General features: G+C 29.4%; 9 protein-coding genes and 1 tRNA gene. 4 read left to right on the top strand and 6 right to left on the bottom strand.

Annotated elements, in window-relative coordinates; genetic code table 11:
• Positions 1-45: 45 nt before the first annotated feature.
• Positions 46-804 (bottom strand): histidine kinase dimerization/phospho-acceptor domain-containing protein, encoded by a 759-nt coding sequence (locus ACH2BO_RS01740; protein WP_395043040.1) that lies wholly within the window; start codon positions 802-804, stop codon positions 46-48.
• A 206-nt stretch (positions 805-1,010) separates the two neighbouring features.
• Here ACH2BO_RS01740 and ACH2BO_RS01735 point away from each other — a divergent pair, with 206 nt between their 5' ends.
• Positions 1,011-1,424 carry a DUF1573 domain-containing protein gene (locus ACH2BO_RS01735; protein ID WP_395043039.1) on the top strand — a complete coding sequence of 138 codons (414 nt, stop codon included), beginning with the start codon at positions 1,011-1,013 and terminating at the stop codon, positions 1,422-1,424.
• A gap of 87 nt (positions 1,425-1,511) precedes the next feature.
• Here ACH2BO_RS01735 and rimO read toward each other — a convergent pair whose 3' ends face one another.
• From rimO to ACH2BO_RS01720, 3 genes are all read right to left on the bottom strand, one after another.
• Positions 1,512-2,813 (bottom strand): 30S ribosomal protein S12 methylthiotransferase RimO, encoded by a 1,302-nt coding sequence (gene rimO, locus ACH2BO_RS01730; protein ID WP_395043038.1) that lies wholly within the window; start codon positions 2,811-2,813, stop codon positions 1,512-1,514.
• A 222-nt stretch (positions 2,814-3,035) separates the two neighbouring features.
• Positions 3,036-4,544, bottom strand: a complete 1,509-nt coding sequence (locus ACH2BO_RS01725; RefSeq protein WP_395043037.1) for an OmpP1/FadL family transporter — start codon at positions 4,542-4,544, stop codon at positions 3,036-3,038.
• 24 nt (positions 4,545-4,568) lie between these two features.
• Positions 4,569-5,561, bottom strand: a complete 993-nt coding sequence (locus ACH2BO_RS01720) for a hypothetical protein (RefSeq protein ID WP_395043036.1) — start codon at positions 5,559-5,561, stop codon at positions 4,569-4,571.
• A gap of 100 nt (positions 5,562-5,661) precedes the next feature.
• On the opposite strand from ACH2BO_RS01720, the gene proS reads away from it, so the two are divergent.
• The 3 genes from proS to rpsT all read left to right on the top strand — a co-directional run bounded on the left by proS (position 5,662) and on the right by rpsT (position 7,572).
• Entirely contained in the window at positions 5,662-7,140 is a 1,479-nt protein-coding gene (gene proS, locus ACH2BO_RS01715; protein ID WP_395043035.1) for a proline--tRNA ligase, read from the top strand.
• Positions 7,141-7,218: 78 nt separating this feature from the next.
• A tRNA-Glu gene (locus ACH2BO_RS01710) sits at positions 7,219-7,290 on the top strand.
• Positions 7,291-7,320: 30 nt separating this feature from the next.
• Positions 7,321-7,572 (top strand): 30S ribosomal protein S20, encoded by a 252-nt coding sequence (gene rpsT, locus ACH2BO_RS01705; RefSeq protein ID WP_395043034.1) that lies wholly within the window; start codon positions 7,321-7,323, stop codon positions 7,570-7,572.
• 53 nt (positions 7,573-7,625) lie between these two features.
• Here rpsT and ACH2BO_RS01700 read toward each other — a convergent pair whose 3' ends face one another.
• Together ACH2BO_RS01700 and ACH2BO_RS01695 are read right to left on the bottom strand one after the other, a co-directional pair.
• Positions 7,626-8,033, bottom strand: a complete 408-nt coding sequence (locus ACH2BO_RS01700; RefSeq protein WP_395043033.1) for a response regulator — start codon at positions 8,031-8,033, stop codon at positions 7,626-7,628.
• 2 nt (positions 8,034-8,035) lie between these two features.
• Positions 8,036-9,434: PAS domain-containing protein (locus ACH2BO_RS01695; RefSeq protein ID WP_395043032.1), on the bottom strand; the 1,399-nt coding region annotated here is incomplete at its 5' end.

Raw genomic sequence — 9,434 nt, 5'->3', positions numbered from 1 at the left:
CGCTGGTGGTGAGCGCGAGAGACAGGACGGTGGCGAGCTTCTTCATCATCGCCGGTCCCCATGAGCACGCGACGTGCCACCCCGAAGAGGGGCAGGCAGCCTCCACTTTTCATCACTTTTTATGACATCTTGTTTATTTAAATAACTAGAAGCGAGTAGGATGGATGATAAAGGAGTTTTAAATTCATGCGTCATATTATTAATAAAATCGCGTTGCAATTCAGAGTATTTTTTTTGTTGAATAATGGTGTAAATAGAATAAACATATACCAAAAGAATTATTATTAATGCAATTGATAACACAAACCAAAATCTAAGTGAACTCATTAAATAAGAAGTTTCATTTGGAAATCTTACAGCAAAATAGTAAACTAGATTTTGATGTTTTGGAAAATTGATACTTGATTTGGTTGTTTTTTTGTCAGAATGTGATATATAGTTTCCATAAACCATTTCATCACTTTGGCAATTATACATTGCATATTCAAAATCGGTATTGATATTAAACTTTGCAAATTCTGTTTTTAAATAGTATTCTAAAATTTCTGGTTGAAAATCATTTTCTACATTAACTATATAATAATCATTGGCAACTTTCTTAATAGGATTTTCGGCAGGAAGTTCACTATTAGTGCCTTGATAAAGTTTTTTTACAACTTCAAGTAAAGCAATATGTGTTTTTTGAGAAAACTTTTTTTCTTCTAAATTAAATGCTTCTTTTGTCCATAGTAATTGGACTATCAATATTCCAATTGTTGCAATTAGTCCAAGAACAATAATAATATTTAGGTTTTTTGTTTTCAAATAGTATGTTTTTAATGCTGCTTTATTTTTATAACAATTCAAAAATACTTAAAAAATGTGGTTTAAATTGCGATTAACAAGTCATTAACAAACATTTGAATGCGCTTAACATTTGTATAGATTATACTACCCTATATTTGTATTGTTAGAAAGCAATATAAAACTTGTATCTAAAATATTAAAAAATAATTTTAAAATTAAATCTTATGAAAATAATTAAAATTTCAATACTAGCATTAACATTAGGATTAATGTCTTTTACTATTAATCCAAATATAAAAAACGAAAGTTCTAAAGTTGTTATCGCATCACCATTAGCATGGAAAGCTGAAGTAGTTGAAGTTGGAGAAATTCCACAAGGTACTCCAAAAGCAATACAATTTGAATTTAAAAACACAAGTGATAAAGCTGTAATAATTACAAATGTAAAACCTGCATGTGGATGTACTGCTGCAGATTATACTAAAGAACCAATTGCTCCAGGAAAAACAGGTTTTGTAAAAGCTACTTACAATGCTGCTGCTGCTGGTTCATTTACCAAAACAGTAACTGTTACTACTAGTGCAGAGGAAACTCCAAAAGTTTTAACTTTTAAAGGAACTGTAGTAGTAAAAGCATAAAAAAAACATCAATAAAAGGTTGGTTAAAAACGAAAAACTCCTAAACTTAATTGATTAGGAGTTTTTTTATTTTTATATATAAAAATTCTAAACTGGCTCGCCATACAAATCATATTCTGTTGCATCAATGATTTTTACCATAACGAAATCTCCAGTTTTTACATAAAATTTTGCAGCATCAATCAATACTTCATTATCTACATCTGGACTATCAAATTCTGTTCTTCCAATAAAATGTTGTCCTTCTTTTCTATCAATAACACATTTAAAGGTTTGTCCAATCTTTTCTTGATTTAAATCCCAAGAAATTTGCGATTGCAAATCCATTATTTCGGCAGCACGAGCTTTTTTAACTTCTTCAGGAACATCATCAACCAAGGCAAATGCACCAGTGTTTTCTTCATGAGAATAGGTAAAACATCCTAAACGTTCAAATTTCATTTCTTGAACCCAATCTCTCATTGTTACAAAATCTTCTTGGGTTTCGCCAGGATAACCTACGATAAGTGTAGTTCTAATAGTCATTCCAGGAACAGCTTCACGAAATTCTTTTAACAATTTTGTAGTTTTTTCTTTAGTTGTTCCACGTTTCATCGATTTTAAAATCTTGTCTGAAATGTGCTGTAACGGAATATCAATATAATTACAAATCTTTGGTTCGCGTTTCATCAATTCTAAAACATCCATTGGAAAACCAGTTGGAAATGCATAATGCAAACGTATCCATTCAATTCCTTCAACTTTTACGAGATTTTCTAGCAGTTCAGCAAGATTACGTTTTTTATAAATATCCAATCCGTAATAGGTCAAATCTTGAGCAATAAGAATTAATTCTTTTACACCGTTTTTTGCCAAACCTTCGGCTTCACGAACCAATTTTTCAATAGTTTGCGATACATGTTTTCCTCTCATTAACGGAATTGCACAAAAACTGCATGGTCTATCACAACCTTCAGCAATTTTTAGGTAAGCATAATTTTTAGGAGTTGTTGTAATTCTTTCTCCTAGTAATTCATGTTTATAATCGGCACCAAGTGCTTTTAGTAATTGAGGTAACTCAGTAGTTCCAAAATATTGATCTACATTGGGAATTTCTTTTTCTAAATCGGGTCTATATCTTTCAGATAAACAGCCGGTTACAAATACTTTATCAACAATTCCACGAGCTTTTTTATCAGCATATTCTAGAATTGTGTTTACAGATTCTGCTTTAGCATTATCAATAAATCCACAAGTATTAATAACTACAATATTTCCTTCTTGCTCATGAACAACATCTTTTCCGCTAGCTTTTAATTGTCCCATCAAAACCTCACTGTCATAAGTGTTTTTAGAACAACCAAGTGTTATTACATTAATTTTATTCTTTTTTAGCGACTTCGTTCTCATAATCATTTGGAAATTGGAGTGCAAAATTACGTTATTTAATTAGAACTCAATCGCGATATTCTTTGAATTTTGATTTTTTTAAAAATGAAACATTTTATAATTCTATGTTTTTCTTTTTCTGAGATCTTTCAAAAGAGTCAATTAAGTCTAAATTGCATTGTTTTTTAATAAAAAAACCATTCGTTACAACAAATGGTTTTCAATTTATAGTTTAAATATTTTTTATAACTCAAATTGTAATGAAACACTAATAGAATTATTTTTAGAATTTATTTTTGCAACATCTGTTAATCCTTGACTAAACATTTGTTGTTGATAATCACGTTTTGCAAATGAATAAGCCAAATCTAGTTTTGTATTTCCAAAATTATAACCAATTCCTCCAGAATATCCAGTTAAATCGCCAATTGTTTTTTCGTTTTTATAAGGACTTTGTTCAAAACGATATCCACCACGTAAACTCACTTGTTTAATTTTATATTCTGCGCCAATTCGAAATTCATTAGTTGTATCTAAAACATTCGACATTAAATTATTTTGATCTTGATAATCGTTTTTTGGTAAAAACTTAGTATTACTGTAATCTTTTAAAGCATAATCAAAGCTAAGAAGCCCTTTTTTTGCAAAAACATAAGCAATACTTGCTGTATATTTTCCAGGTGTTTGCAATTTATAAGGTTCGTAAATCATTGTTATTTGAGGATTTACATTATCTGGAGTTAATTCGCCAGTACTGTTTCCGCTAACTGCAGAAACACTTTGGGTTAACTCATCAAATAAACGCATCCAAGTTGGCGATTCATATGCCAATCCCAAGCGTAACTCTTTTGTAGCTTTATAAATCGTTCCCAATTGAAACGAAAATCCAGTTCCATAGGTATATAATTCATTATTGAAACGTATTCTTCGAACTAAATAATCAGTTGATGTATTGTTAGTATTACTTTCAAAAAAGCTAGAAGATTTTCTATAATCAGAAAAATGAGCATTTATATTGATACCAACAGATAATTTATCTTTGTATTGAGCAGAACCATTAAAAGCTAGTTTGCCGTTATATCCAGTAGTTTCAATTGAGTTTTCTTGATAATAATTTCCACCATTTGGCACTAATGAAACATAACTTCTGTTGGTTACATTATCATAATCTGCTGCTTCGTTAATTATAAAAGCATTATAACCTAGATATGCTTGTTGTTCATCATAAAATAAATCGGGATAACTAAAATCACTTCCATTTACTACACTTAAAGGAATGCCATTAGCATAACTCAAAAAATAATTTGCAACAGAATTAGTAGGATTTGTACCAGTTACAGCAATAGAATTATTAAAATTCTTTTGATTATCATAATTTAGTGCAACTGCAAACTTTTTCCAATCACTTTTTTTGTCTTCGTTTTCAAAAACATAAACTCCACCCAATTGATTAATATCGAATGTATTATTATTTTCAGATTTTTTATCACCAAAATAATCAGAATCATTTTTAATATTAAAATTACCTAAAGTAAATCCAATTTGATTGTTTGAAAAAACAACAGAACCAGCAGGATTTATATTTAATGATGAAAAATCACCACCCAAAGCCCCAAATGCACCACTCATTGCTCTAAAACGAGCAGTTCCATTAATGTTATCTTGTGCATAAAGCATAGCATCATCTATATTCTGAGATTTTACAGATGAAAGCCCAATAAAACTTATTAAAACTATTAGAATTCTTTTCATTTTTTATTTTTATAACAATAATATTTATCTTCTTCCGCCACCAGATGAACGACCACCACCAGATGAACTTCCGCCACTTGAGCTTCCACCATTGTTACTCGGCGAATAAGATCTAGGTGTACTTGTTTGAGTTCTTGGTGTTGTTACTGTTCTTGGAGTTGATTCTGATCTTGGAGTAGTAACTGTTCTCGGAGATGATGTAGTATTTCTTGGAGAAGATGAACTTGGTCTTGGAGAAACAGTACCATTAGGTCTAGGTGTAGAAGTAGTATTATAATCTCTAACATTAGGATTTCTAACACTATTAGTTCTTGGACTATTATTGTTATTATAATTTCTTGGTGTAGATGCGCTGTTGTAATCTCTAATACTATTATTTCTTATAGAGTTGTTGTTGCTTCTTCCTACATAATAATTGTTATAAATATTAGAATTGGCTCTTGAATCTCTTCTTCCATATGAATAAGCGTAGTTGTTTCCGTACCAGCTATTTCCACACCAATTGTTATAACCCCAATAATTTCCATACCAATTATTATAACCCCAACCCCAACTTGGACCATACCAGCTATTGTATCCCCAACTTGGACCATACCAACTATTCCAACCCCAATTATTTCCATACCAATAGTTATTCCAATTTCCGTAACCATAACCGCTATCATAAACATTAATAGTTACATTGTCATTTCCGTTAGAACCCCAACTAGAATAATTAGATGAATCACTTGATTTATTTTCAACAACAACAATTGTATCATTATTGTTTGAAGAATAATTCTCTACATTAGTAAATACTTCTTGATTTTCTTTATTCAAAGTACTAAAATAGTCTTTGTAATAAGCACTATTAGAATTGTCTTTTTGGACAACCTTTTTATTGTCATTACCATATATCCCATCGTTATCATAATAAGATTTGTTTTGGGATGAACCACACGAAGTTATTGCCATTGCAATTAATCCAAATAGTGAATAAATGGATATTTTTTTTGAAGTAAAATAATTTGTTTTCATATCTATAGCATTTTTATTGTTGTTCACTACAAAAATAGTTAGTTTTGCCGAACTATTTAGTTAAAATTAATAAAACAATTTTTATGCCAAACTATTCATTATGAGCAAGAACTTAACAAAAAGAGAAGAAGACTATTCAAAGTGGTATAACGAACTAGTGGTTAAAGCAGATTTAGCCGAAAACTCAGGCGTTAGAGGATGCATGGTAATCAAGCCATATGGCTATGCAATTTGGGAAAAAATGCAAGCAGAATTAGATAGAATGTTTAAAGAAACTGGTCATAGTAATGCCTATTTTCCTTTATTTGTACCTAAGAGTATGTTTGAAGCAGAAGAGAAAAATGCTGAAGGTTTTGCAAAAGAATGTGCTATTGTAACGCATTATAGATTAAAAAATGATCCAGATAAACCAGGAAAATTAATGGTTGATCCAAATGCTAAGTTGGAAGAAGAATTGATAGTTCGTCCAACAAGTGAAGCAATAATTTGGTCAACATATAAAGGATGGATTCAATCATATAGAGATTTACCATTGTTAATAAACCAATGGGCAAATGTTGTGCGATGGGAAATGAGAACTCGTTTGTTTTTGAGAACTGCAGAATTTCTTTGGCAAGAAGGACACACTGCTCATGCAACAAAAGATGAAGCTATAGAAGAATCTGAAAAAATGATGAATGTTTATGCAGAATTTGTTCAAAAATTTATGGCTATTCCAGTAATAAAAGGAATAAAAACAGAATCAGAACGTTTTGCTGGAGCAGAAGAAACTTATTGTATTGAGGCATTAATGCAGGATGGAAAGGCATTGCAAGCTGGAACTTCACATTTTTTAGGACAAAATTTTGCTAAAGCATTTGATGTGAAATTTGCAAATCAAGAAGGTAAACAAGATTTTGTATGGGGAACATCTTGGGGAGTTTCAACAAGATTAATGGGTGCTTTAGTAATGACTCATTCAGACGACAACGGACTTGTTTTACCACCTAATTTGGCTCCAATACAAGTTGTTATTGTTCCGATATTTAAAACAGATGATGAATTTAATTTGATTTCTGAAGTAGCAAATGATTTAGTTAGTCAGTTCAAAAAACTTAATATATCGGTTAAATATGATAATAGAACTACTCAAAAGCCAGGTTTTAAATTTGCTGAATGGGAATTAAAAGGTGTTCCAGTAAGAATTGCAGTTGGTCCAAAAGACATTGAAAACAATACTTTTGAAGTAGCCAGAAGAGATACTTTAACCAAAGAAGTGCTTTCTAAAAATGGAATTGTAAATTATATAAGTGATTTGCTAGAAAAAATTCAAATAGATTTATTTCAAAAAGCTCTAGATTTTAGAACTTCTCATATAACTGAAGTAAATTCATTTGATGAATTTAAGGAAATCTTAGAAAATAAAGGAGGATTTTTATCTGCACATTGGGATGGAACTTCAAAAACAGAAGAAAAAATAAAGGAATTAACCAAGGCAACTATTAGATGTATACCTCTAGATAGAGAAGTTGAAGAGGGTAAATGTTTTTTTACTGGGGCTAAATCTACTGGTAGAGTGTTGTTTGCGAAAGCATATTAAAAAAAAAGAAAAAAAATATCATTGAAGTATTGTGTGAATAAAAAATAGTTGTATTTTTGCATCCGCAATCAAGAAGTTGGCCCGTTCGTCTATCGGTTAGGACGCATGGTTTTCATCCATGTAAGAGGGGTTCGATTCCCCTACGGGCTACAAATTTTTATAAAATAATATTAAGAAAAAATGGCAAATCACAAGTCAGCTTTAAAAAGAATTAGAAGTAACGAAAAAAGAAGAGTCTTAAACAGATATCAGCACAAAACTACTCGTAATGCTATTAAGGCACTTAGATTAGCTGTTGATAAATCTGACGCGTCATCAAAGCTTGCTGGTGTAATATCAATGATTGATAAATTAGCTAAGAAAAATATTATTCATGATAATAAAGCTTCAAATTTAAAATCTAAATTAACTAAACACGTTTCGAGTTTGTAATTTACATATCTATAAAATAAAAAAAGGTACGCATTTGCGTACCTTTTTTTATTTTATATTTCTATAATTGATTGTAACATTTCTTTTGTAATTGGTTTTGACAAAAAGTTTATTACCATTGGATATAATTTTGATTTGTCAACATCACTTGGATCAATAGTCGAGGACAATACTATTACTTTGGTATTAGCAAAACTTTTGATATATCCATTATTAGAAAATTCGTCCAAAAATTCCCATCCATTCATGACCGGCATATTTAAATCTAAAAATATTAGTTGAGGAAATAGTGTGTTTTGATTTTTTTCTATTTCTATTTTAAGATTGTCAAAGTATTTAAGAGCTTCTTCACCATTGCGAGCAGTATCAATTTCTTTAGAAAATTCAGTTTTAGATATTACTTTTTTGCATAACATTAATGTTATTGGATCATCGTCTATACATAAAATTTTATCCAACATTATTAATTGTTTTTAAATGTAATTTTAAAACTTGTTCCAACTCCTACCTCGCTTTCTACACTAATAGTTCCACCCATTGATTCAACTTGAGATTTTACTAAATAAAGACCTAGACCTTTGCTGTCAGCATAATCATGAAACCTTTGATATAATCCAAAAATTTTATCTTTGTTTCTGACTAAATCTATACCAACTCCATTATCTTTAAAGTTAATGACTGTAGTATTAGCAATAGTTTTTGAGGAAACTGTTATCTTTAATTTTCGAATATCATCTTTATATTTTAAAGAATTAGTCATTAAATTTAATAAGATACTTTCAAAATAGGATTTATTAATGAAGACAGTTTCAGCTTTTTCAAAATCCATTTTTATTAATGGTTTTTTTAAACTTATTAAAAAACTTAATTGATTGAAAACATTTTCAAAAACATCTTTTATTGTAACATTCTCTTTATCTATAGATGGACTATCTTTTATAATAATAACTTTTACTAAATCATTAATTGTTTCATTTAATAGTCCAGTAGATTTTGAAAAGCCATATATAATTTCTTTTAATTCTTCGTTTTCAATAGGAATATCCTCTATTAGGTTTAATAATCCAGTTAAATTTGATAGTGGTGCTCTTAAATTATGAGATGTTATATATGAAAATTGTTTTAAATCTTTATTGTTTTGTGTTAATTCATTAATTAGTTGTTCACGTTCTTTTTCTTTTTCTTTTTCAACTGAAATATCTCTTTGAATTGATATCCAATGTGATTGTTGATTGTTTTCGTTTTTTATTGGAATCATTGTTACATTAGCCCAATATTCTTCTTTGTTTTTATTAAGATTTAACGCTTCAAAACAAAACTCTTCTTTTTTCTTTAAGGATTGAATTAATTTTTTAAAATCATTTTTAATTGAGTTTTTGTTCATGAAAACATTTGCAGTTTTGCCTACTATTTCTTTGGCTTTGAAACCAGTAATTTTTGTAAATGCTGGATTTACAAAAAGGATTTTTGGAATTGCATTTGTATTTTCTGTAGATTCAGTAATTATTACAGAATCTTTAGATTGTGTTATAACAGTTTCTAATAATTTTAATCTTTCTTCTTCTTCTTTTAGTTTTGTAATATCTTGCATAGCGCCGATTATTCTGGTAACATTTTTATTTTCATCCATTACTAGAAATCCTCTATCAAAAACATGTTTAAATGAACCATCTGCACATTGAAATTTATAATAATGTTGCCATTTTTCAGTTTTTTGTTCAACGTAACTATGAATGTTAACAGACATTTTAATACTATCTTCATGATGAATTTTTTCAAACCACCAATCTATGGTTTCTCCAACTTCATGATTTCTATACCCATAAATTCCGTGAATACCTTTATTGAATTCAAATTTTTTT

Origin of the sequence: Flavobacterium sp. (genome assembly GCF_043773265.1) — a bacterium.
Classification (GTDB): Bacteria; Bacteroidota; Bacteroidia; order Flavobacteriales; family Flavobacteriaceae; genus Flavobacterium.
Note: the sequence above shows the minus strand (reverse complement) of the source record. Positions and strands in the feature narration are given on the sequence as shown.